The 22,426-nt window shown below is 65.5% G+C and carries 22 protein-coding genes; 17 read left to right on the top strand and 5 right to left on the bottom strand.

The window, feature by feature from the left end:
* Positions 1-6 precede the first annotated feature (6 nt).
* Positions 7-1,332, bottom strand: coding sequence for a M20/M25/M40 family metallo-hydrolase (locus L1088_RS07680; protein WP_234554414.1), 1,326 nt, complete (start codon positions 1,330-1,332; stop codon positions 7-9).
* 17 nt (positions 1,333-1,349) lie between these two features.
* Between L1088_RS07680 and mglB the strand changes: the two genes are divergently transcribed.
* From mglB to L1088_RS07625, 11 genes are all read left to right on the top strand, one after another.
* On the top strand, positions 1,350-1,841 hold the full coding sequence (gene mglB, locus L1088_RS07675) for a GTPase-activating protein MglB (protein ID WP_234554413.1): 492 nt from the start codon (positions 1,350-1,352) through the stop codon (positions 1,839-1,841).
* 1 nt (position 1,842) lies between these two features.
* On the top strand, positions 1,843-2,433 hold the full coding sequence (gene mglA, locus L1088_RS07670) for a GTPase MglA (protein WP_038046224.1): 591 nt from the start codon (positions 1,843-1,845) through the stop codon (positions 2,431-2,433).
* Positions 2,434-2,601: 168 nt separating this feature from the next.
* Positions 2,602-2,706, top strand: coding sequence for a cytochrome c oxidase subunit 2A (locus L1088_RS07665; protein ID WP_038046221.1), 105 nt, complete (start codon positions 2,602-2,604; stop codon positions 2,704-2,706).
* A gap of 3 nt (positions 2,707-2,709) precedes the next feature.
* On the top strand, positions 2,710-3,216 hold the full coding sequence (locus tag L1088_RS07660; protein ID WP_234554412.1) for a cupredoxin domain-containing protein: 507 nt from the start codon (positions 2,710-2,712) through the stop codon (positions 3,214-3,216).
* A 3-nt stretch (positions 3,217-3,219) separates the two neighbouring features.
* Complete coding sequence (locus tag L1088_RS07655; protein WP_234554411.1) at positions 3,220-4,908, top strand: b(o/a)3-type cytochrome-c oxidase subunit 1; 1,689 nt, start codon at positions 3,220-3,222, stop codon at positions 4,906-4,908.
* A 65-nt stretch (positions 4,909-4,973) separates the two neighbouring features.
* Positions 4,974-5,459, top strand: coding sequence for a hypothetical protein (locus L1088_RS07650; protein WP_234554410.1), 486 nt, complete (start codon positions 4,974-4,976; stop codon positions 5,457-5,459).
* A complete protein-coding gene (locus L1088_RS07645) occupies positions 5,456-6,640 on the top strand; it encodes an MFS transporter (protein ID WP_234554409.1) in 1,185 nt (394 codons plus the stop codon). The genes L1088_RS07650 and L1088_RS07645 overlap by 4 nt, the downstream gene beginning before the upstream one ends.
* A gap of 43 nt (positions 6,641-6,683) precedes the next feature.
* Positions 6,684-6,953 carry a 30S ribosomal protein S15 gene (gene rpsO, locus L1088_RS07640; RefSeq protein WP_234554408.1) on the top strand — a complete coding sequence of 90 codons (270 nt, stop codon included), beginning with the start codon at positions 6,684-6,686 and terminating at the stop codon, positions 6,951-6,953.
* 58 nt (positions 6,954-7,011) lie between these two features.
* Positions 7,012-9,156: a polyribonucleotide nucleotidyltransferase gene (gene pnp, locus L1088_RS07635; protein WP_234554407.1), complete on the top strand. Its 2,145-nt coding sequence runs from the start codon at positions 7,012-7,014 to the stop codon at positions 9,154-9,156.
* A gap of 56 nt (positions 9,157-9,212) precedes the next feature.
* Positions 9,213-10,943, top strand: coding sequence for a ribonuclease J (locus tag L1088_RS07630; protein ID WP_234554406.1), 1,731 nt, complete (start codon positions 9,213-9,215; stop codon positions 10,941-10,943).
* Between the two features lie 3 nt (positions 10,944-10,946).
* On the top strand, positions 10,947-11,408 hold the full coding sequence (locus L1088_RS07625; RefSeq protein WP_038046208.1) for a universal stress protein: 462 nt from the start codon (positions 10,947-10,949) through the stop codon (positions 11,406-11,408).
* Here L1088_RS07625 and L1088_RS07620 read toward each other — a convergent pair.
* Genes L1088_RS07620 through L1088_RS07610 form a run of 3 tightly spaced genes read right to left on the bottom strand, consistent with a single transcriptional unit; the run spans position 11,372 to position 15,197 of the window.
* On the bottom strand, positions 11,372-12,337 hold the full coding sequence (locus L1088_RS07620; RefSeq protein WP_234554405.1) for a sodium:calcium antiporter: 966 nt from the start codon (positions 12,335-12,337) through the stop codon (positions 11,372-11,374). The genes L1088_RS07625 and L1088_RS07620 overlap by 37 nt on opposite strands.
* Complete coding sequence (locus L1088_RS07615; protein WP_234554404.1) at positions 12,334-12,783, bottom strand: CBS domain-containing protein; 450 nt, start codon at positions 12,781-12,783, stop codon at positions 12,334-12,336. The genes L1088_RS07620 and L1088_RS07615 overlap by 4 nt, the downstream gene beginning before the upstream one ends.
* Positions 12,780-15,197 carry a cation-translocating P-type ATPase gene (locus L1088_RS07610; protein ID WP_234554403.1) on the bottom strand — a complete coding sequence of 806 codons (2,418 nt, stop codon included), beginning with the start codon at positions 15,195-15,197 and terminating at the stop codon, positions 12,780-12,782. The genes L1088_RS07615 and L1088_RS07610 overlap by 4 nt, the downstream gene beginning before the upstream one ends.
* Positions 15,198-15,265: 68 nt before the next feature.
* Here L1088_RS07610 and L1088_RS07605 point away from each other — a divergent pair, with 68 nt between their 5' ends.
* The 3 genes from L1088_RS07605 to L1088_RS07595 all read left to right on the top strand — a co-directional run bounded on the left by L1088_RS07605 (position 15,266) and on the right by L1088_RS07595 (position 17,926).
* A complete protein-coding gene (locus tag L1088_RS07605) occupies positions 15,266-15,832 on the top strand; it encodes a thioredoxin family protein (protein WP_234554402.1) in 567 nt (188 codons plus the stop codon).
* A gap of 75 nt (positions 15,833-15,907) precedes the next feature.
* Positions 15,908-16,840 carry an NAD-dependent epimerase/dehydratase family protein gene (locus tag L1088_RS07600; protein WP_234554401.1) on the top strand — a complete coding sequence of 311 codons (933 nt, stop codon included), beginning with the start codon at positions 15,908-15,910 and terminating at the stop codon, positions 16,838-16,840.
* A 33-nt stretch (positions 16,841-16,873) separates the two neighbouring features.
* Positions 16,874-17,926, top strand: coding sequence for an SLAC1 family transporter (locus L1088_RS07595; RefSeq protein ID WP_234554400.1), 1,053 nt, complete (start codon positions 16,874-16,876; stop codon positions 17,924-17,926).
* Here L1088_RS07595 and L1088_RS07590 read toward each other — a convergent pair.
* On the bottom strand, positions 17,813-19,228 hold the full coding sequence (locus tag L1088_RS07590; RefSeq protein WP_234554399.1) for a lyase family protein: 1,416 nt from the start codon (positions 19,226-19,228) through the stop codon (positions 17,813-17,815). The genes L1088_RS07595 and L1088_RS07590 overlap by 114 nt on opposite strands.
* A 242-nt stretch (positions 19,229-19,470) precedes the next feature.
* Here L1088_RS07590 and L1088_RS07585 point away from each other — a divergent pair, with 242 nt between their 5' ends.
* Genes L1088_RS07585 through L1088_RS07575 form a run of 3 tightly spaced genes read left to right on the top strand, consistent with a single transcriptional unit; the run spans position 19,471 to position 22,401 of the window.
* Positions 19,471-20,655 carry an ABC transporter substrate-binding protein gene (locus L1088_RS07585; protein ID WP_234554398.1) on the top strand — a complete coding sequence of 395 codons (1,185 nt, stop codon included), beginning with the start codon at positions 19,471-19,473 and terminating at the stop codon, positions 20,653-20,655.
* 51 nt (positions 20,656-20,706) lie between these two features.
* Complete coding sequence (locus L1088_RS07580; protein ID WP_234554397.1) at positions 20,707-21,582, top strand: branched-chain amino acid ABC transporter permease; 876 nt, start codon at positions 20,707-20,709, stop codon at positions 21,580-21,582.
* Between the two features lie 42 nt (positions 21,583-21,624).
* The gene (locus tag L1088_RS07575) at positions 21,625-22,401 is read left to right on the top strand and encodes an ABC transporter ATP-binding protein (RefSeq protein WP_152560817.1); all 777 of its coding nucleotides are present in this window, start codon (positions 21,625-21,627) and stop codon (positions 22,399-22,401) included.
* Positions 22,402-22,426: the final 25 nt, after the last annotated feature.

Below are 22,426 nucleotides of genomic sequence, written 5' to 3'. Positions count from 1 at the left end.
CCGGGTCTAGCGGCCCAGGAAGTAGAGCTCCAAGAGCCTGAGGAGGGCCAGGGTGCCCCGTTCAAAGTCCTGGATGCGGATGTGCTCGTTGGGGCTATGCACCCGGCTCCCCGGGTACCCCACCCCCAGGCCCACCGCCGGGGCCTTCAGGTGGTGGAGGAAGGGGTGCATGGGGCCGGAGCCCGCCATGTTGGGGTACACCACCGCCTTCTGGCCGAAGGCCTCCTCCAAGGCCCGCCTCGCCAGACCCACGAAGGGGTGGGTGAGGTCCGAGCGGGCGGGGTGTTCCCCCTTTTCCAAGACCACCACTTCCACGTCGTGGAAGCCCTGGGCCTCGAGGTGCCGCTTAAGAAGCCCTGGGATCTCCTCCGGATCCTGGTCCGGCACCAAGCGAAAGTCCAGCTTGGCGAAAGCTTCCGCTGGGAGTACCGTCTTGGAGCCTGGGCCCCCATAACCGGAGTGAAAGCCGTTGATGTTGACGCAGGGCTCCGCATAAAGGCGCTGGTTGAACTCCAGGTTCCTGGCCCCGCCCAGGAAGTCCCGCACGCCGAAAGCCCCCCTTAGCGCTTCTGATTCATCGGGAATCTCCGCCAGCACCTCCATCTCCGTGGGCGAGAGGGGCCGGACCCGGTCGTAAAACCCCGGGATGAGGACCCTCCCTTCCTCATCCCTAAGGCTGGCGATGGCCTGGCTCAGGCGGTAGATCGGGTTCTCCACCACCGCGCCGTAGGAGGAGTGGAGGTCAAAAGCCGCGGTGTGCACCCTAAGCTCCAGGGCCACGATGCCCTTGAGCCCTGCATACAGGTAGGGACGGCCCTTAGCGTCCACCCCTCCTGCCTCCCAGACGATAGCCTCGGACTTCAGGAGGTCCTTTTTGTCCCTGACGTAGTCCGCCAGGTGAGGGCTCCCCACCTCCTCCTCTCCCTCTACCACGAACTTCACCCAGGGAAGGAAGCCATGCCGTTCCCGGAAAAGCCTGAGGGCCACGAGCCGGGCCACCAACTCCCCCTTGTCGTCGTGGGTGCCCCGCCCGTACCAGGCCCCATCCCGCTCGGTGAGGGTAAAGGGGTCGCTCTCCCATAGCGCCAAAGGGTCTGGGGGCTGGACATCGTAGTGGTTGTAAAAGAGAAGGGCTTTCTCCCCCTCGCCCCCTTCCGCGTACACCACCTTGGGGCCGTAGCCCCCGTGGAGCTCGGCCCTGAGCCCCAAGCCCTCCAAGAGCTCGGCCACCTTGGCCGCACCCTCCTCGAGGGCCCTCCCCTCCGCGCTCACCGTGGGTAGCGCCACCAGCTCCGCCAAAACGGCCTTGGCCTCCTCCAGAAAAGGGCGCATGGTAGACTGAGCATACTATGGTGGAACCCTCCTTGGTCCTCTATGGGGCGCTTTACGACCGGGCCCTCGGTATCCTAGACGAAACCCTCCGGGAAACCGGGGCCCGCTACGCCTTGCTGATCGACCGCAAGGGCTTCGTTCTGGCCCATAAAGAGGCCCTCTGGGCCCCCAAGCCCCCGCCCCTGGACTCCCTGGCCACCCTGGTGGCGGGCAACGCCGCCGCCACCCAGGCCCTGGCCAAGCTCCTGGGAGAGGTTCGCTTCCAGGAGGTGGTCCACCAGGGAGAGCGCATGGGCCTTTATGTGGACGAGGCGGGCGACCACGCCCTTTTGCTTCTCGTCTTTGACGAAAACGCACCCCTAGGCAAGGTGAAGCTGTACGGCAAGCGGGCGGCGGAGGCCCTGACCCAGCTGGCCGAGGAAGCCATCGCCAACCCGCCAAAGCTCAACCTGGACACCCAGTACCGCGAGGAGGCCAAAGCCCTCTTGGACGAACTCTTCGGCAACTAGCATGAGCACCATCAACTTCGCCAACCGCGAGATCAACTTCAAGATCGTCTACTACGGCCCTGGGCTATCTGGGAAGACCACCAACCTGAAGTGGATCTACGGCAAAATCCCCGAGGGCCGCAAGGGCGAGATGGTTTCCTTGGCCACGGAGGACGAGCGCACCCTTTTCTTTGACTTCTTGCCCCTGGATCTGGGAGAGGTCAAGGGATTCAAAACCCGCTTCCATCTCTACACCGTACCGGGGCAGGTCTTCTACAACGCCAGCCGCAAGCTGATCCTTCGGGGCGTGGACGGCATTGTCTTCGTGGCCGACTCCGCTCCCAACCGCCTACGGGCTAACGCCGAGAGCATGCGCAACATGCGGGAGAACCTGGCTGAGTATGGCCTTAAAGTGGAAGACATCCCCGTGGTGCTCCAGGTGAACAAACGGGATCTGCCCGACGCCCTCCCCGTGGACATGGTCCAGGCAGTGGTGGACCCGGAGGGGCGCTTTCCTGTGTTCGAAGCCGTGGCCACAGAGGGCCGGGGGGTCTTTGAAACCTTGAAGGAGGTAAGCCGCCTGGTGCTGGCCAGGGTGGGCAGCAACGCCTGAACCCAAGGTCTCCGGTTCCGCCACCCCCATACCCCCATGGGTATGGGGGTTTTTCCAAGCCCTAAGAGGCCCCCAACTAAAGGAAGGGACAAATGTACTTCACGCTTTTCCAGGCCTTTCGCTAACATAAGCCCCGTATACGGCAAGCCGCCGTAAGGGAGGAAGGGTATGGAAGAAAAGCCTGTCGGCGCCATGGGAGTAATCGTGGTTCTTACCCTCAGCATCCTTGTCTTTTGGTTGGGGGTATACGCCGTCTTCTTCGCAAGGGGGTAAGGTATGGTGGACGAGCACAAGGCCCACAAGGCGATCCTGGCTTACGAGAAGGGCTGGCTGGCGTTTTCCTTGGTAATGCTCTTGGTCTTCATCGCCCTGATCGCCTACACCTTGGCCACCCATAGCGCCGGGGTGATCCCTGCAGGGCAACTGGAACGCGTGGACCCCACCAAGGTGCGCGCCGAGGGCCCCTGGGCTGACCCAACACAGGCTGTGGTGCAGACCGGGCCCAACCAGTACACGGCGCACGTCTTGGCCTTTGCCTTCGGGTATCAGCCCAACCCCATAGAAGTCCCCAAGGGGGCGGAAATCATCTTCAAGATCACCAGCCCCGACGTGATCCACGGCTTCCACGTGGAAGGCACCAACATCAACGTGGAAGTCCTCCCCGGTGAGGTGTCCACCGTGCGCTATACCTTCAAGAAGGCGGGCGAGTATCGGATCATCTGCAACCAGTACTGCGGCATCGGCCACCAGAACATGTTCGGCAAGGTCGTGGTGAAGGAGTGAGCCATGGCGGTGCGCGCAACGAATATCACTCGTGTCTACGAAGCCTACCCGGAGAAGAAGGCCACCCTCTACTTCCTGGTGCTGGGCTTCATCGCCGTGATCATCGGGAGCCTCTTTGGCCCCTTCCAGGCCCTGAACTACGGCAACGTAGACGCTTATCCCCTGCTTAAGCGCCTGCTGCCCTTCGTCCAGTCCTACTACCAGGGCCTGACCCTCCACGGCGTTCTCAACGCCATCGTCTTCACCCAGCTCTTTGCCCAGGCCATCATGGTGTACCTTCCCGCCCGGGAACTGAACCTAAGGCCCAACATGAGCCTGATGTGGCTCTCCTGGTGGATGGCCTTCATCGGCTTGGTGATGGCTGCCTTGCCCCTTCTCGCCAACGAGGCCACGGTCCTTTACACCTTCTACCCCCCTCTCCAGGGGCACTGGGCCTTCTACCTGGGGGCCAGCATCTTCGTCTTGTCCACTTGGGTGAGCATTTACATCGTGCTGGACCTCTGGCGGCGTTGGAAGGCCCAGAACCCGGGTAAGGTGACCCCCTTGGTCACCTACATGGCCGTGGTCTTCTGGCTCATGTGGTTCATCGCCTCCATCGGGCTGGTGCTGGAAGCGGTGCTCTTCCTCCTGCCCTGGTCCTTCGGACTCATCAAAGGGGTAGACCCGCTCATCGCCCGCACCCTCTTCTGGTGGACGGGGCACCCCATCGTGTACTTCTGGCTCATGCCTGCTTACGCCATCATCTACACCGTGTTGCCCAAGCAGGCCGGGGGGAAGCTGGTTTCCGACCCCATGGCCCGGTTGGCCTTCCTCCTCTTCCTCGTCCTCTCCACCCCGGTGGGGTTCCATCACCAGTTTGCCGACCCCGGCATCGACCCCACCTGGAAGATGATCCACTCCATCCTCACCATGTTCGTGGCGGTCCCCAGCCTTATGACCGCCTTCACCGTCGCCGCCAGCCTGGAGTTCGCCGGGCGCTTGCGGGGCGGGAGGGGGCTTTTGGGCTGGATCAAGGCCTTGCCTTGGGATAACCCCGCCTTCGTAGCCCCGGTCCTGGGGTTGATCGGCTTCATCCCTGGGGGGGCCGGAGGCTTGGTGAACGCCAGCTTCACCCTGGACTACGTGGTGCACAACACCACCTGGATCCCCGGCCACTTCCACCTCCAGGTAGCGAGCCTAGTTACCCTTACCGGTATGGGCTCCTTGTGGTGGCTCATCCCTAACCTCACGGGCAAGCCCATCTCCGATGCCCAGCGGCGGCTTGGGCTGGCGGTGGTCTGGCTCTGGTTCATCGGCATGCTGGTCATGGCCATCGGTCTCCACTGGCAGGGCCTTCTCAACGTGCCCAGGCGGGCCTACATCGCTCAGGTGCCTGACGCCTACACCCATAGCGCCATCCCCATGGTCCTGAACATCATTGCGGGGGTCATCTTGCTCGTGGCGCTGCTCCTCTTCATCTACGGCCTCTTCAGCGTCTTGCTGGGACGGGAGCGCAAGCCCGAGCTGGCCGAGACCCCCGTGCCCTTTGCCGAGGTCATCTCCGGCCCTGAGGACCGGCCCTTGGTTGCCGCCATGGACCGCATCGGCTTCTGGTTCCTGGTGGCGGTGATCCTGGTGGTGCTGGCCTACGGGCCCACCCTGGTGCAGCTTTTCAGCAACCTGAACCCCGTGCCGGGCATGCGGCTCTGGTAGGCCCTCGAGGGGTCAAGGGCCAGGGTCTCCTGGCCCTTGACCTTTTTTTCCGGAGGCGCAAGGCTATGCCCGTGGGCTTCGTGACCTCCTCTGCCCTGAGCTGGATGGTGAGCCTGACCCTTCTCCCCTTTTTTCTCCAGTTCCTTGGGCTGGGCCTGGGTCAGGTGCTGGGACAAGGGCTTTGCGGAAGCGCCCTGGGGGTTTCCGAGGCGGAGGCTGTCCGCCACGGTCTGGTGAACGAGTACTACCTTTACGGCCAGCTCTTCCTCCTTTTACTGGCCCTAAAGGTCACCTACGCCCTTGTCCTGATCACCCTGCGCTTCATGTACCCCAAGGGGGAACCCCCCGTCGCCCCCTTGGTGTGGCGCCTTGGGGTGGGGCTTTCCACCGTTTTCCTCCTGCTCTTCCTCCTCACCCGCACCCTGCCCCTACCCTTCGCCACCCCCCTGGGGCCAGCCCTGCTTTCCCCAGCCCCTTTGGACCCCCTTTCCCTGCTGATGGTCCTTCCAGAAGCCCCCCTGCTTTTCCTTTACCTGAGGTATCGGCCATGAAGCTTCCCACGCAAGTGTACCTCCTGGGCTTGGTCAGTTTCCTCATGGACGTGGCCAGCGAGATGGTTTATCCCCTTTTGCCCCTCTTCCTCACCGGACTGGGAGCAGGCGCTGGGGTGCTGGGCCTGGTAGAAGGCATCGCCGAGGCCACGGCCAGCCTCTTTAAGGTGGTGGGAGGAAGGGTTTCGGACCGGGTAGGCCGAAGAAAGCCCCTGCTCCTCCTGGGCTACGGCCTTCCAGCCTTTTTACGACCCATCTTGGCCCTGGCCCAAAGCCCGGTCCACGTGCTCCTCTACCGCTTCCTGGACCGCACGGGCAAGGGGCTGCGCACGGCGCCGCGGGACGCCCTCTTGGCGGAAAGCGTGGATAAGGGCGCCTTAGGGCGGGCCTACGGCCTCCACCGGGGCCTGGACACCCTGGGGGCCACCGTGGGCCCCTTCCTGGCTTTTCTCCTCCTGCCGCACCTGGGCATCCGGGGGGTCTTCTGGGCCTCGGCCGTCCCCGCCTTTCTGGCCCTCTTGGCCCTTTTATGGGTGAAAGAGGCCAAGCGCCAAGAAACCAGGCCCCCGCTACCCCCCTTGCGCCTGGCGGCCTACCTCCGCGCCCTCCCCGCTTCCTACCGACGCTTTCTCCTCATCTCCGGGGTCTTCGCCCTGGCCCTTTCCTCCAACGCCTTCCTCCTCCTGCGCCTGAAGGAATTGGGCCTAAGCCAGGAGCAGGTCACCCTGGCCTACACCGGGTACAACCTCCTCTATGCCCTCCTTTCCTACCCCCTGGGCAGCCTGGCAGACCGGGTAGGGTTGCGGCGCGTGGTGGCCTGGGGGTTCAGCCTTTATGCCCTGGTGTACCTGGGCTTCGCCCTAGCGCAAAACGCCCTGTGGGGAGTAACCCTGCTCCTCCTCTACGCCCTTTACTCCGCCGCCTTTGAGGGGTCAAGCCGAGCCTACCTGGCTACCTTAGTGCCCGAGGCCACCAAGGCCACCGCCATCGGCCTTTACCACACGGTGGTGGGGGTCTTGCTCCTCCCGGCCAGCCTGGTCTTCGGAGCCCTTTGGCAAGCCTACGGGCCTGGGCTGGCCTTCGGCGCGGGTGCCGGCCTGGCCCTTTTGGCCCTGGCCCTTTTCCTGCTTGACGGAAGGAGGCCAAGGGCCTATTCTGGTTCAGGCCCCACGGGGCTTTGAGGAGGAAGGGGCATAAGCGCCTTCCCCCCTGACGGAGGAGAAAATGCCCATCACTAAGGAAGAGAAGCAGAAGGTCATCCAGGAGTTTGCCCGCTTCCCGGGGGATACGGGGAGCACCGAGGTGCAGGTGGCTTTGCTCACCCTGCGCATCAACCGGCTCTCAGAGCACCTGAAGGTCCACAAGCACGATTTCCACTCCCACCGGGGCCTCCTGATGCTGGTGGGGCAGCGGCGGAGGCTTCTAAGGTACCTGGAGCGGGAGGACCCGGAGCGCTACCGGGCCCTGGTTGAGAAGTTGGGCCTCAGGAAGTAAACTGGACGTTAGGTCGGGGGCGGGGCCTTTGGGCTCCGCCTTTCGTTTGAGGACAGCCATGCCGGATGCCACACCCAACACCCCCCAAGCTCAGCGGTACGAAACCCAGGTGGCGGGCCGCCGCCTGGTGCTGGAAACCGGTAAGTACGCCAAGCAAGCCTCTGGAGCCGTCTTGCTTCGCTACGGGGACACCGTGGTCTTGGCCACGGCCCAAGCCTCGGAGGAGCCCATAGAGGCAGACTTCCTCCCCCTCACGGTGGAGTTCGAGGAGCGGCACTACGCCGTGGGCAAGATACCGGGGAGCTTCATGCGCCGGGAAGGACGCCCTGGAGAGAAGGCCATCCTTTCCGCTCGCATGACGGACCGGCCCATCCGTCCCCTCTTCCCCAAGGGGTTCCGGCACGAGGTGCAGGTGATCGTCACCGTGCTCTCCGCCGACCAGAAGAACCCTCCGGACATCCTGGGGCCTACGGCGGCCAGCGCTGCCCTCATGCTCTCGGACATTCCCTGGGAAGGCCCCGTGGCGGCCGTGCGGGTGGGCCTCATTGGGGGGCAGTTCGTCCTGAACCCCACCCTGCAGGAGCTGGAGGAAAGCGCCCTAGACCTGGTGGTGGCGGGAAGCCGGGAGGCCATCCTCATGGTGGAGGCCGGAGCCCAGGAGGTGGACGAGGAGACCCTGGTCCAGGCCCTGGAGTTCGCCCATCGGGAGATGCAGCCCATCCTGGAGCTGCAGGAGGCCATGGCCCGGGCCCTGGGCAAACCCAAGATGGCCTGGACGCCTCCCGAGAGCCTATCCGATGAGGAGAAGGAGGCCCTTTACCGCCTGGCCCTGGAACGGGGGCTTTCCGCCGTGCTCCAGACCGCCAGCAAAGGGGAAAGGAGCCGGGCCCTCGAGGCCTTCGCGGAAGCCCTGATCCTCGAGGCCCTACCCAGGCTGGAAGACGGCACCCCGGACGAGAGCAAGAAACCCCTCTACGTGAGCGCCTTTGATGAGATCGTGCGCCGGGAGCTGAGACGGCTGGTGCTGGAAGAAGGCAAGCGGGCAGACGGCCGCAGCCCTAAGGACCTCCGCCCCATCTGGATCGAGGTGGATGTCCTGCCCCGCACCCACGGCTCGGCCGTCTTCACCCGGGGGGAGACCCAGGTGCTGGGCACCGTCACCCTGGGCACGGGCCGGGACGAACAGATCATCGACGACCTGGGCATCGACGAGACGGAAAAGTTCCTGGTCCACTACAACTTCCCTCCCTTCTCCACCGGCGAGGTCAAGCGCTTAAGGGGGGTTTCCCGCCGGGAGGTGGGCCATGGCAACCTGGCCAAGCGGGCCTTGAAGGCGGTCTTACCTCCAGAAGACGCCTTCCCCTACACCATCCGCGTGGTGGGGGATGTGCTGGAGTCCAACGGCAGTAGCTCCATGGCCACGGTCTGCGCCGGGTGCCTGGCCCTCATGGACGCCGGGGTACCCATCCGCGCCCCCGTGGCCGGGGTGGCCATGGGCCTGGTGTGGGAGGGGGAGCGGGCGGTGATCCTCACCGATATCCTAGGGCTGGAGGACGCCTTAGGCGACATGGACTTCAAGGTGGCGGGGACGCGCCAGGGGGTTACCGCCTTGCAAATGGACAACAAGGTGGGTGGGCTTCCCCGGGAGGTGCTTAAAGAGGCCCTCATGCAAGCCCGTGAGGCCCGCATGAAGATCCTGGACCTCATGGAAAGCGTCCTTCCCGCCCCACGCCCCGAGCTCAAGCCCTTCGCGCCGCGTATCCTGAGCCTCAAGGTGCCGGTGGAGAAGATCGGCATCGTGATTGGCCCAGGGGGCAAGAACGTGCGGGCGCTGGAGGAGCTTGGGGTGGAGGTGGACATCGAGGAGGACGGGACGGTGCGCATCTACTCCAGCGATATGGAGGCGGCCCAAAAGGCCAAGAAGCGCATCGAGGAGCTCACCATGGAGGCCAAGGTGGGCGAGATCTACGAGGGCACCGTCACCAAGATCACCCCCTTCGGTGCCTTCGTGAGCCTCTTCCCCGGCACCGAAGGGCTCCTCCACATCAGCCAGATCGCCCCCGGCCGGGTGGAGCGGGTGGAGGACCACCTCAAAGTGGGGGACGTGATCAAGGTCAAGGTCCACCGCATCGACGAGCGGGGCAAGATCGACCTGATCCGCCCCGAGCTGGAAGGCAAGATCCCCCCCAGGCGGCGCGGCTAGCCCCTGGAGGTCTTCTCTAGCACCCATCCCGGCTGGGCCGGGAAAATAGGAGGCTTATGGAAAACCAAGAGCGCAAACCCAGAAGGAGGCGGCGGCGCAAGCCCCAAGGGGGTGTGGCCCTCGAGGCGGGAAGCCCCCAGGACCACGTGGAGATCATCCCCTTAGGAGGGATGGGGGAAATCGGCAAGAACATCACCGCCTTCCGCTTCCGGGATGAGATCTTCGTTCTGGACGGCGGGTTAGCCTTCCCTGAGGAGGGGATGCCCGGGGTGGACCTCCTGATCCCCCGGGTGGACTACCTGGTGGAAAACCGTCACCTCATCAAAGCCTGGGTCCTCACCCACGGCCACGAGGACCACATCGGGGGGCTTCCCTTCATCCTCCCCATGGTCTTCGGCAAGGACTCCCAGGTACCCATCTACGGGGCCAAGCTCACCCTGGGCCTCCTAAAGGCGAAGCTGGAAGAGTTTGGCCTGAGGGCCAGCGGCTTCAACTTAAAGGAGGTCTCCCCCGATGACCGCATCCAGGTGGGGCGGTACTTCACCCTGGACCTCTTCCGCATGACCCACTCCATCCCCGACAACTCCGGGGTGGTCATCCGCACCCCCATCGGCACCATCGTGCACACCGGGGACTTCAAGCTGGACCCTACCCCCATTGACGGGCAGGTTTCCCATCTGGCCAAGGTGGCCCAGGCAGGGGCGGAGGGGGTCTTGCTCCTCATTGCCGACTCCACCAACGCCGAGCGCCCGGGCTACACCCCTAGCGAAATGGAAATCGCCAAGGAGCTGGACCGGGTGATCGGCCGGGCCCCGGGAAGGGTCTTCGTCATCACCTTTGCCAGCCACATCCACCGCATCCAAGCGGTGATTTGGGCGGCGGAGAAGTACGGGCGCAAGGTGGCCATGGAGGGGCGGAGCATGCTGAAGTTCAGCCGCATCGCCTTAGAGCTCGGCTACCTCAAAGCGAAAGACCGCCTCTACACCCTGGAGGAGGTGAAGGACCTCCCCGACCACCAGGTGCTGATCCTGGCCACGGGAAGCCAGGGCCAGCCCATGTCCGTCCTCTCCCGCCTGGCCTTTGAGGGCCACGCCAAGATGGCCATCAAGCCCGGCGACACGGTGATCCTCTCCAGTAGCCCCATCCCCGGCAACGAGGAGGCGGTGAACCGGGTCATCAACCGCCTCTACGCCCTGGGGGCCTACGTCCTCTACCCCCCCACCTACAAGGTGCACGCCTCCGGCCACGCCTCCCAGGAGGAGCTCAAACTCATCCTGAACCTGACCACGCCCAAGTTCTTCCTCCCCTGGCACGGGGAGGTGCGCCACCAGACCAACTTCAAATGGCTGGCGGAAAGCATGAGCCGCCCCCCGGAGAAGACCCTCATCGGGGAGAACGGAGCCGTGTACCGCCTCACCCGGGACACTTTCGAGAAGGCGGGGCAGGTGCCCTCGGGGGTGCTCTACGTGGACGGGCTGGGGGTGGGGGACATCACCGAGGAGATCCTGGCCGACCGCCAGCACCTGGCCGAGGAGGGCCTCGTGGTCATCACCGCCCTAGCCGCCCGGGACCCGGTGGTGGAGGTGGTGTCCCGGGGCTTTGTGAAGGCCGGGGAAAGGCTTCTCGGCGAAGTGAAGCGCATGGCCCTCGAGGCCCTGCAAAACGGCGTGAGGGAGAAGAAGCCCTTGGAGCGCATCCGGGACGACATTTACTACCCGGTGAAGAAGTTCCTCAAAAAGGCCACGGGCCGCGACCCGGTGATCCTTCCCGTGGTCATCGAGGGGTGAGCCATGTACCAAAGCCTCCTCCTCCCCACCGACGGCAGCGAGGCTGCCGAACGTGGCGTGCGGGAAGGCCTCCGCTTGGCCAAGGCCCTGGGAGCCAGGGTGGCCTTCCTGTACGCCCTGGAGCCCTTGGGGCCCAGGCTCCTCCTGGGCCCGGAAACCCTCCCCTACTACCAGGAGCTTCTGGAGGACGCGCGCCAGGCGGGCCTGGCCGCCCTAGACCGGGCCACCCGCCTGGCGGAAGAACTCGGCGTGCCCTTTGAGGCCCACCTCCTCGAGGGCCGGGCGGCGGAGGTCATCCTCAGGGAGGCCGAAAACCACGACCTGGTGGTCATGGCCTCCCACGGGCGCACGGGGTTGGACGCGCTCCTTCTGGGCAGCGTAACGCAAGAGGTGGTCCGCCGCAGCCCCAAGCCCATCCTGGTGGTCCCCTATCGGCCCAGCGACAGCCAAGCGGCCAGCAGGTAAAGCCCCAGAATCGCCCAGGAATCGTAGGCTAATACCCAGAGCTTGCGCAGGCTCTGGTACATCAGGCCCACCAGCACTGCCCCCGACATGGCCAGAAGGATGAGAACGCTGACCAGGTGGCCCTCCCCCACCTCCCGCCCCAGGGGCCCCGGCGCCAAGAGGTCGGCGTAAAAGAAGAGGAAGCTGTTGAACATGCCGCTGCCCAGGGCATTACCCAAGGCCAGGTCCACGGCCCCCAAGCGGGCGGCGGCCATGGTCACCGTGGCCTCGGGGAGCGTGGTCACCAGGGCCACCAAAAAGGTCCCCACCCAAGCCTCCCCCAAGCCCGTTTCCTGGGCCAAGCGCTCGGCTAGGCCGGGCAGGAGCACCGCTGCCCCCACCAGGAACAAGGCCCCTACCAGGTAGCGCACCAAGGCCCCCGCCAGGGTGAAACCCTCGTAGGCCTCAGCCTCCACCTGCTCGTCGCGGGGAAAACGCCTGGCGTAGCGAAAGGACAGCCAAAGGGCGAAGAGGTAGAGGGGAAGCAAGGCCAGGGTAAACATCCCAAGCCGGCCGCTACCCCGGTCCAGGACCAAGCCCAGCCCCAAAATGGCCAGGAGTACGATGAGTAGCCCCAAGCTCAGGGCATGCTCTTGGCTAGCCCGGGCGGTGAGGGGCCTAGGGTGAAGGGCATCCAGCAGGGTGAGCAGGAGGAAGTTCACCATGGTGGCGCCCAAGAGGTTGCCCACCGCGATTTCCGGCAGGTCCTGGAGCACGGCGCTGGTCACGTTGAAGAGCTCCGGCAGGCTGGTGGTGACCCCCACCAGGAAAAGCCCCATGAAGGTGCGGCCCAAGCCCGTCTTCCCCGCCAGCACGTCGCCGTAAAAGGCCACCTGGCGCCCCGCCAGGAGGATGACCAAGGCTACGCCCAGGAAAGCCCAAAGGGTCATAGGTGGGGCCTTAGGAGGCGCAACAGGTCAAAACGGGTGATGATGCCCACAGGCCTTCCCTCGGCATCCACCACGGGCACATGGTTGATGTCGTACTCCAGCATGATCTCCAGCACCTGGGACAGGGGCGCCTCCGGGCCCACCGCATGAACGGGTGCGCTCATGATCTCCTCCACCTTGGTGCGCTTGGCCTCCTCCAGCAGGTGGTCCAACCCTTCCCTTCCCAAAAAGCGCCCCAGAAGCACAGGGGCGCGGAACGTGGAAAACGGGATGCCCCGTTCCTTGAGGAAGTCGCTTTCCGTGACAATCCCCGCCAGGCGCCCCTCCTCGTCCAGCACCAGCACGCTACCGATCCTTTTCTCCAGCATGAGACGGGCAACCTCCTCCAAGGAGGTCCCGAGGGGCACACCCACCACCGGGCTGGTCATGGCGTCCTTCGCTTTCATGGTCTAGCCTCCTTTCGCCAAAGCCATCGATCCACACCCTCGGCCATCAGCCAAGCGAGAAGGGCCAACCCCAGTATGACACCCCACCCCCAAAGGGGAAGGGCAACCCCTTCCACGAACTGGGGCGCCAAAAGGCCCAAGAGAAGCTGCACCAGAATGCCCAGGGCCACGGCCCCGTGCAGGTAGGGATTGGGCAGGGGGATGAGGTGGGTGTGCCGGGCGGCGTAGGCGAAGAAGAGCTGGCCAATGGCCATGAAGTGGAAGGTGGCGGAGCGGGCCGCCTCGAGGCCCAGCCACCCCGGGAAGACCGCCAAAATGGCCAAGGCCACCCCCGCTTTCACCGAACCGGTGATGAGCACGAAGCGGAGAGAAATCCGGTCCAGAAGGGGAGCCTCCTTGGGCCTTGGGGGAGAGCGCAACACCCCGGGGTTCTGGTCCAGGGCCAGGGCCAAGGCGGGCAAACCATCGGTGACCAGGTTGATCCAAAGGATCTGCGCCGCGGTCAAGGGAAGCAGCAAGTGCCCAGCCGCGTCCCTGAGGTTCAAAAGGGCGGCGAAAACCATACCGATGGCCACCACCAACACCTCGGAAAGGTTGGTGGAGAAGAGGAAGCGGATGAACTTCTGGATGTTCTCGTAGATGTTGCGCCCCTCCTCGATGGCCGCCACGATGGTGGCGAAATTGTCGTCCAAGAGGACCAAGTCCGCCACCTCGCGGCTCACGTCGGAACCCCTTTGCCCCATGGCCACGCCCACGTCCGCCCGCTTCAGGGCGGGGGCATCGTTCACCCCGTCCCCGGTCATGGCCACCACCTCTCCAGCCTTCTGCAGGGCCGCTACGATGCGGAGCTTGTCCTCGGGACGGACCCGGGCAAAGACGTCCACCTCCAAAAGCTCCTCGTCGGAAAGCTCGGCGATTTCCTCCCCGGTGGCCACCACCTCGGCGGGGATGCCCACCTGACGGGCGATGGCCAGGGCGGTGGCCGGGTGGTCCCCTGTAACCATCACCACCCTCACCCCCGCCTCCTGGACCCTCCGCACCGCTTCCGGCACCTCGGGGCGGGGAGGATCCAAGAGGAGGACAAAGCCCAAAAACCTCAGGCCCTCTTCCCGCTCCCCCTCGCCATAGGCCAGGGCCAGGACGCGGAAACCCCTTTGAGCGTGGGCCTCGGCCTCCTCCAGGAGACGGGCCTTTTCCTCCGGGGAAAGGGCCAGGCGGGGGATGAGGGCCTCGGGAGCCCCTTTGAGGAAGCTCCCCTTGGGGGTGGCGACCCGCATAAACTTCCAGGCGCTGTCGAAGGGGCGCTCGGAAAGCCGGGGGTGCTTGGCCCTAACCTGGGCCACATCGAGATAGGGAGCGGCGTAGCGCAAAAGGCCTAGCTCCAAGGGGTCTCCCGCCCCCGTGTCCAGGTCGGCGTCGTTGCAGAGGACCATGGCGAGCAGGGCCCCTTCCGGGTCTGGCCCCACCACCTCCCGCACCTCCATGCGGTTTTCCGTGAGGGTGCCGGTCTTATCGGTGGCGATCACCGTGACGCTCCCCAGGGCCTCCACCGCCGCCAGGCGGCGCACCACCGCCTTGCGCCGGGCCATGCGCTCCACCCCCAGGGCCAGGGCCAGGGTGAGGATGGCAGGAAGCCCCTCGGGCACCGCGGCCACCGCTAAGGCCACGGCGAAGAGGACCACCTGCGCGGATACCCCTTCCACCAGGAAGCCGAGGACCACCAAGGCCGCGGCCAGGAGGATCACCCAACGGGCCACCCGGTGGCCGAAGGCGGTAAGGCGCCGCTCCAATGGGGTTTTTTCCTCCACCATCCCTGCCAGCAGGCCCGCGATGCGGCCCATGGCGCTCTGGGGGCCCGTGCGGGTCACCTCCACGAGGGCCCGGCCCCGCACGAGAAGGGTGCCCGCATAGACCTCCTCCCCCATCCCCTTCTCCACGGGGACGCTCTCCCCGGTGAGCAAGCTTTCGTCCACCATGACCCCGCCCGCCTCTACCAGCACGCCATCCGCAGGCACCCGGTCCCCGGCCTCGAGGCGCACCACATCCCCTGGGACGATCTCCCGGCTCCGGATGTGCCTAAACTCCCCATCCCGGAGCACCCAGGCCATGGGCTCCGCCAAAGCCTTCAGGCGGCGCAGGGCATCCTCGGAGCGCTTCTCCTGCAGGGTGCCAAGCCCCGCGTTCAGAAGGAGAATGGCCGAGATGGCCAAAGACTCTAAGGGTAGACCCTGTGCCCCCTCAAGACCCCACAAGACCAGGTCCACCGCCAGGGCAAAAAGCAGAATGTAGATGAGAGGACTTTGGAATTGGCGCAGAAACTTTCGCCAGAGAGGCTCGGGAGGTTTTTCAGGGAGGGCATTAGGCCCATACTCTTTGAGCCTAAGCCTGGCCTCTTCCGAGGAAAGCCCGCGCATAGGGCCAGGATAACCGAAAAGGCCCAGGGCCATTGTCCCGAAAGCCGCGGCGTTGATACCATGGGGCCATGCTCCAGTATCCCGAGCTTCCCTTAGAAAGCCCCCTCATCGACGCCGAGCTTCCCGACCCCCGGGGCGGGCGGTACCGGCTTTCCCAGTTCCAAGAGCCCCTTTTGGCCGTGGTCTTCATGTGCAACCACTGCCCCTACGTGAAGGGCTCCATCCGGGAGATCGTCGCCCTGGCGGAGAAGTACCGGGGCCGGGTGGCCTTCGTGGGCATCAACCCCAACGACTACGAGAAGTACCCGGACGATGCCCCGGAGCAGATGGTGGCCTTCGCCGAGGAGCACGGCATCTTCTTCCCCTACCTCCTGGACGAAACCCAGGAGGTGGCCAAGGCCTACCGGGCCCTGCGCACCCCCGAGGTTTTTCTCTTTGACCAAAAGCGCCTCCTCCGCTACCACGGGCGAGTGAACGACAACCCCAAGTTCCCCGACCAGGTGCAAAGCCACGACCTGGAGGCGGCCCTCGAGGCCCTGTTGCGGGGAGAGGAGCCCCCGCTGAAAGAGGCCCCGGCCATCGGTTGCACCATCAAGTGGCGCCCCGGCAACGAGCCCGAAGTCAAAATCGGCTAGCCCCCTTGGGGTAAGGGAGTCTTTCCTGCCGGGCCGGTTTCGGGTAAACTGGCCCGGGTTTTTTGGAGGTGCCCTATGCGCGTACTGGTCACGGGCGGTGCCGGGTTCATCGGGAGTCATATCGTGGAAAGCCTCCTGGAAGAGGGCGTGGAGGTGGCCGTCTTGGACAACCTCTCCACGGGCAAGCGGGAAAACGTCCCCAAAGGGGTCTACTTCTACAAGGTGGACCTCAGGGACCGGGAGGGGCTGGAAAGGGTCTTCCGCGAGTTCCGCCCCACCCACGTCTCCCACCAGGCGGCCCAGGCCTCGGTGAAGGTGAGCGTGGAAAACCCCGTCCTGGACTTTGAGGTGAACCTCTTAGGTGGCCTTAACCTCCTCGAGGCCATGCGCAAGTGGGGGGCAGAGAAACTGGTATTCGCCTCCACCGGGGGAGCCATCTACGGGGAGGTGCCCGAAGGGGAGGCCGCGGAGGAAACCTGGCCCCCCCGGCCCAAAAGCCCCTACGCCGCCAGCAAGGCTGGTTTCGAGCACTACCTTTCCGCCTACGGCCAGAATTACGGCCTCAAGTGGGCTTCCCTCCGCTACGCCAACGTCTACGGCCCCCGGCAGGACCCCCACGGGGAGGCGGGGGTGGTGGCCATCTTCGCCGAGCGGGTGCTGAAGGGAGAGCCCGTCACCCTCTACGCCCGCAGAACCCCGGGGGACGAAGGGTGCGTGCGGGACTACATCTTTGTGAAGGACGTGGTGCGGGCCCATAACCTGGCCCTCAAGTCCCTGGAAGGGGTATACAACGTGGGCACCGGGGAGGGGCACACCACCCAGGAGGTACTCCAGGCCGTGGCCGAAGCCGCAGGGAAAACGCCCGCCGTGAACCCCGCTCCCCCTCGCCCCGGGGACCTGGAGCGGAGCGTCCTCTCCCCCGCCAAGCTCCTGGCCCACGGCTGGCGGCCTGAGGTGGGTTTTGCCGAGGGCATCCGGCTCACGGTGGACCACTTCCGCGCCCATTGACCTACCCCCTCCCCGTATCCCATCATGGGGGGTATGAGCGTGCGTTTTTTCCACCCCGCATGGTTCGCCGCCATCATGGGGGGAAGCGGGGTAGCTTTGGTTCTAACCCACTTTGGTTTACCCAGCCTGGGGCTTGGGGTGTATGCCCTCGCAGGTCTCTTTTTTGCCCTCACCCTGGCCTTCTTCCTCGCCAAACTCTTCCGCCACCCCGGCCAGGTGTGGCAGGAGCTTCACCACCCCTTGCTCTCCCAGATGTACGCCACCTTCCCCCTGGCCTTCCTCCTCTTCTCCCTGGCCAGCCTCAAGGTGGCGGGCCTAAAGGGCCTGGCCCTGGCCGCCTTCGCCTTGGGGGCCCCTTTGGTGCTCCTCTTCAGCCTGCTTCTGGGCTACCTGGTCTTCACCCGCATGCGCCTGCCCTTTGAGGCCGCCAACGGCACCTGGTTCATCCCGCCGGTGTCCGCCATCGTGGTGCCCCTGGCGGGTGGCCCCCTCCTGCCCCTCATAGGTCCCTTGGCCAGGGAAGCCTTTTCGTGGATGCTCATGTTTTTGGGGCTTGGGCTCGTGCTCTTCCTCTGGGTAGGGGCCAACCTCTTCGCCCGGCTCTATGCCCACGAGCGCCCGGCCCCAGAACTGGTGCCCAGCCTCTTCATTGGCCTAGCCCCGGTGGGGGTGGGCATCCTGGCCCCTCTGCACCTCTTTCAGGGAGCTAAAGCAGCCGGCCTGTATTCAGGGGGCCTCGAGGCCCTCCACCTCCTGGGCGCCGCCCTTTGGGGCCTGGGGGGGTGGTGGTTCACCCTAGCCCTGGCTCTCCTGGTGGAGAACTACCTCCTGCACCGGGTGCGGCTGGCCTTCCAACCGGGGCTCTGGGGCCTGGTCTTCCCCATGGCCGCCTTCACCCTGGCCACCAAAACCCTGGCCGATGGCCTGCCCAGCCTCGTCTTCCAAGCCTTCGCCCACGGGCTCTTCGCCGTACTACTCGCCTTCTACCTGCCCCTCCTCCTGCGGAGCCTCCAGGCCTTCTGGCGCCTGGAGGTCCTGCAGCAGCCTCCGGCGAGCCAGCCGCACCCGGGCTCGCAAGGCGGCTAGGACTTTCCTGTTCTGCCGCAAGGCGGCCTTGGCCCGGCGCAGGGCTTCCTCACGGGCCTTGGGCCCCACGCCCCCCAGCACCTCCCGGCGGGCGAAGAAACCCTCCAGGCTCATCCAAGCGATAAGCTCCTCCCGCCCCACCCCCAGGAGCTCGGGCCGAACCCCAGGCAGGGCGCCCTGCACCCGCCGGTAGGCCTCCGCCAGGGGCACCCCTTTGCGCACCAACAGGTCCACGGCCTCCGAGGCCAGGACCTCCGGAGAAAGCTCCTCTAGGAGGAGGGCGGGCTCAAAGCGGCTTTCCTCCAGGGCCACTCGGGTGAGCTCCAAGGCCGCCTCGGCGCTTTCCAAAAGAGCCGTCAAGGGCTCCAGCACCCCGGTGGAGTGGTCGTTGAGGTCGGTAAAGGGGGTGTTGTGGTTCAAAAGGGCCAGGGTCCCCACCCCACCCACCAGATGGCCCGCATAGATGCGGGCGTGCTCCAACACCACGGGATTCCGCTTCTGCGGCATGAAGCTGGAACCCTGGGCGAGGCGTTCCCCCACCACGAAGGCTCCCCGCTCCGCCCAGAAGAGGAAGTCGGTGAGCAGGCGGGAAAGGCTTGCCCCCAGACCCGCCAGGGCCGAGGCCAGCTCCAGGGCGTAGTCCCCCGAGGCCACGGCGTCCAGGGTGTTTTCCAAAGGCGCCGCAAACCCCAAAAGCGCGGCGAGCCTCCAGCGGTCTACGGGATAGGGGCTACCCGCTAGGGCGCTGGCCCCGAGAGGGCAGCGGTCCAAGGTCTCCAGGGCATGGGAGAGGCGGGCGTAGTCCCGGGAAAGGAGCCCCTCCACCCCTAGGAGGTAGTGGTCCAGGGTGGAAGGCTGGGCCGGGCGATGGTGGGTCCTCAGCACCAGGGGCACCCCCGCATACTCCTGGGCCACCCGTAAGAGGGTACGGCGCAAACGCCAGAAATCCCCCAGCAAGGCCAGGGTTCGGTCCCTCAGGTAGGCACGGAAGGCGGTGAGGTCCAGGTCGTTGCGGGAAAGGCCGCGCCGCACCGCCCCTGCCACCTCTTCCCCCCAATGCTCGGAAAGCTGGGCCTGGATGGAGAAAAAAACGTCCTCTGCCTCCCCGCTAAAGCTGGGAAGGGGAAGGGTGCGCAGCTCTTGCAAGGCCTTGGCCGCTTCCCAAGCTCGCGGCACCCCAAGACGGGCCAGCTCCAGGGCATAGGCAGTGAGGGCGTCAAAGAAGTGGGGCACCAGTTCTTGGCGGGCGAAGCGGTAGTGGCGGCCCAGGACAAAGCGGCGGTAAACGGCGTGCCAGCGCATGCCTCCATGCTAGGCCCTCGAGGACCCCCAGCAGGCCTGGCCCTAGACAGCTCCCCTTGCGCCCATGGAATGGCGTCTGACTCACCGGTTGGAAATCGGGTGCGGCACCGCCCTGCAGGTTCTTATCCCGCCCCACAAGGCCGCTTTCCCCCCACGGCCCTGGGCTCCGAGGTTCCCCAACTTGCCGAGGCAGGAAGAACATGGTATCTTTGCACCGAGCACAACCGGAAAGGAGGCGCACGATGAAGCGCAGGGAGTTTTTGCGGAAGCTGGGAGTAGGATCATTGGCGGCTTTAGGGATGCCCTACTTCGCCACCGCCCAAGCCAAACCGGTGAAGTTGGCCGTCCTCCTCCCCCTCACCGGCCCCTTCGCCTTCGCAGGCAACGCCGGTCGGGAAGGGTTTGTGGACGGGGTGGACTACGTGAACGAAGTCCAGGGTGGTATCAGCGGGCGAAAGCTGGAGCTCATCGTGGAGGACACCGGCTACGACGTGGCCAAAGGAACCGCCGCCTTCAATCGGGTGATCGCCCGGGAGCGGCCGGACGAGCTCCTCTTCGTCTACGGAGACTCCACGGGCCTTTCCAAGGCCCTGGCCCCGGAGATCGCCCGCATGGGCCTGCCCTACTCCGCCACCAGCTTCGCCAACGAGCTCGCCGACCCCAAGACCTACCCCACCATCTTTGTTTTCGGGCCCACCTACAACGATATGATGGAGGCCCTTCTGCGCCAGATCCGGCTCCAGAAGGGACGGGCCAAGATCGCCCTGGTCTACTCCAACACCGAGTTCGGACGCGACCCCATCCCCTACGTCAAGGAGCGGGCCAAGGCTTTGGGTATGGAGGTGGTCCACGAGGAGGTCACCCCACCCGCCTTCACCGACGCTACCCCCGTGGTGCTGAACCTGCGCCGGGCGAACCCTGACTTCGTCATCCTTCAGGGCTATGCCCTCTCCGCCGAACCCCTCATCCTGCGGGCCGCCCGGGAGCAGGGCCTGCAGGCCCAGTTCATGGGCACCTACTACTCGGCGGAGCTGGCCCTCATCCAGCGGGCCGGCCCCACCGCCGAGGGCTTCATCGTCACCTACCACAACGCCTACTGGTACGACACCCTGGTGCCGGCGGTGGAAGAGATGCGGAAGTTCCGTCAGCGTAAGGGCCGGGACACCTCCTACCGCCCCACCTATTACATGGGAAGCCTGGCGGTGGCCCTGGCGGTGGCCGAGGCCATGCGGCGGGCGGCGGGAGCAGGCAAGCTCACCCGGGCGGGGGTGGTGGAGTACTTGGAGAAGCTCGGGGACTACAATGGCCTGGGGCTCCAGCGGAGCTACCAGTTCGTCAACCACCGCCTGCCCTACACCAAGCTTTACCGGGCAAGCGTCAAGGACGGGCGCTTTAACGCCATCACCGACTGGATCAAGCTGGCTTAGGCCGATGCCCCGCCCGGGCCAGCCAAGCTGGCCCGGGCCCCAGGAAGACCCATGTCCGACCTCCTGCCTTACCTCATCGGGGGCCTGGCCAACGGGGCCCTTTACGGCCTGCTGGCCCTGGGCTTTGTGCTCGTCTACCGGGCTACCAGCGTGGTGAACTTCGCCATTGGAGAGTTCCTGCTGGTGGGGGCCTACCTCACCTACACCTTCGCCCTCTTCCTGCCCTTGCCCCTGGCCATGCTGGCCGCCCTCCCCGCTGCTTTCCTCTTTGGGATTATTGTGGAAAGGGGTTTCGTGCGGCCCCTTTTGGGGCGGAACGTGGTGGCGGTGATCATGGCCACCATCGGGCTGGCCTCCACCCTAGACGGGGGAGCACAGCTGGTTTGGGGCCCGGACCTGAAGTACCTTCCGGGGAGCCTGCCCAACCTGGGCTTCCAGACCGGGGAGATCTTCGTCTCCTCCCGGGCCGTGTGGAACCTGCTCCTGGCCCTGCCCCTGGGGCTTGGCCTTCTTTGGCTCCTCCGGAGAAGCCGCTACGGCATCCTGGTGCGGGCCATCTCCGAAAGGGAGGTGGCCGCCCTGGCCCTAGGGATTCCCACCGCCCGCATCCTGGCGGGGGTCTGGGGGGTTTCCGCCCTGCTCGCCACCCTGGCCGGGGCGCTTTTGGCGGTGGCCAGCGGGGTGGGTCCCAACCTGGTCTTCCTGGGGCTCAAGGTCTTTCCCGTGGCTATCCTGGGGGGCTTGGACTCCGTGGGGGGAGCTTTGCTGGCGGGCTTTATCTTAGGGATCCTCGAGGCCCTCTCCCAGCGCTACCTGGAAACCGTACTCCCTGGCTTCACCGAAGCCCTGCCCTTCTTGGTGGTGCTTTTGGTCCTCTTGGTGCGGCCCTATGGCCTCTTGGGAGAACGGCAAATCGAGAGGGTGTGAGGCCCCATGGCCAGCTGAAAGGATGCGGAGAGAAAAGGCATGATCCTGTCCGTGGAAAACCTCAAAGTGGTCTACCGGGGAGTGATCCTGGCCCTGGACGGGGTTTCCCTCGAGGTGAGGGAGGGGGAAGCCGTGGCCCTCTTGGGGCCCAACGGGGCCGGAAAAAGCTCCTTGGTCCGGGCGGTGGCGGGGCTTCTGCCCAAGTTTGAGGGGCGGGTGTTGGACGGGCACGTCCGCCTTTTCGGGGAAGAAGCCACCCACTTGGACCCGGTGCGCATCACGGGCTTGGGGCTTACGGCGGTCCTCGAGGGGCGTCCCCTCTTCCGCTACCTCACCCCGGTGGAGAACCTGGTGGCCGCCGGCCACCGGCTCTCCCCCCGAGAGCTTAGGGAAGGCATGGATGAGGTCTTCACCCGCTTCCCCCGCCTCTATGAGCGCCGCCACGAGCAGGCCGGCTACCTCTCGGGAGGCGAACAGCAGATGCTCCTCATCGGCATGGCCCTCCTCACCCGGCCCAGGGTGCTGGTGGTGGACGAACCCTCCCTGGGCCTAGCCCCCAAGCTGGTGGAAGAGGTGATGCACACCCTGGACGCCCTGAGGCGCGAAAAGGGCTTGAGCCTGCTCCTGGTGGAGCAAAACGCCCGGGCTGCTTTGGCCATCGTGGACCGGGTGTACGTGATGGAGCGGGGCCGGGTGGTGTTTGAAGGGGATGCCCAGTCCGCCCAAGAGGACCAGGACGTGATGGAGTTCTACCTGGGCAAGGAGGAGGTGGGCTTCCGCCAAGCCCGGCGCTACCGGAGGAGGAAGCGGTGGGTGTGAAGGTAAAACCCCCAAGGAGGGCAAC

The sequence above is a fragment of the Thermus caliditerrae genome, assembly GCF_021462525.1.
Taxonomy (GTDB): Bacteria; Deinococcota; Deinococci; order Deinococcales; family Thermaceae; genus Thermus; species Thermus caliditerrae.
The sequence above is the reverse complement of the archived record's forward strand: the minus strand, read 5'-3'. Positions and strand labels throughout refer to the sequence as shown.